The organism is Isoptericola hypogeus, from assembly GCF_039531145.1.
GTDB classification, from domain to species: domain Bacteria; phylum Actinomycetota; class Actinomycetes; order Actinomycetales; family Cellulomonadaceae; genus Isoptericola; species Isoptericola hypogeus.
Genome location: NZ_BAAAPM010000035.1, coordinates 1 through 629 on the forward strand (window position 1 = coordinate 1; position 629 = coordinate 629).

A 629-nucleotide genomic window follows, 5' to 3' on the forward strand; every position below is an offset into this window, starting at 1 on the left:
CTGCAGGCCGAGCGCGATGCTCGCAAGCAGGCCGAGAAGGAGCGCGACGACCTGCTCAAGCAGATCGACGACTCCAAGAAGACGGCCGAGCAGAAGGCCGCGGACGACCTCAAGGCGGCTCGCGACGAGTCCGCCTCGAACGCCCTCAAGGCGCTGAAGTACGAGGTCGCCGCCGAGAAGGAGATTCCCCTGCGGTTCGCGTCCCGGCTCACGGGCACGTCCAAGGAGGAGCTCCTGGCGGACGCCGACCAGCTCAAGGAGTTCGTCGCCGACGCGAAGCCGACGACCCCTCGACCGAACCCGCTGCAGGGCAAGTCGGGCACCCCTGTTCTGCCCGAGTCGCTGCCTGGCGTCCCTCGCCTGGCTGCGGCCTTCGAACAGGCCATCGAATCGCGCGCATGACCCGTCCCGGGCTGCTCGCACTGACCATGAAGGGAGCGTGATCGGCCATGGCCGTCACCTTCGCTCAGGCCGCGGCCCTGGAGACCGACCCGGTCCGCCGCGGCGCCATCGAGACCGCGCTGCGCGTCTCCCTCGTGTGGGACCGGCTCCCGTTCGAGCCGATCGAGGGCAACGCCTACGCGTACGACAAGGACAAGGTGCTGCCCGGCACCGGCTTCCGCACCGTC

At 69.6% G+C, this 629-nt stretch carries 2 pseudogenes; both read left to right on the plus strand.

Annotation, left to right across the window (positions count from 1 at the left end):
• Positions 1 to 402, plus strand: a pseudogene (locus tag ABD254_RS21385) (hypothetical protein); the annotation flags it as partial.
• A gap of 47 nt (positions 403 to 449) precedes the next feature.
• Positions 450 to 629, plus strand: a pseudogene (locus tag ABD254_RS21390) (major capsid protein); the annotation flags it as partial.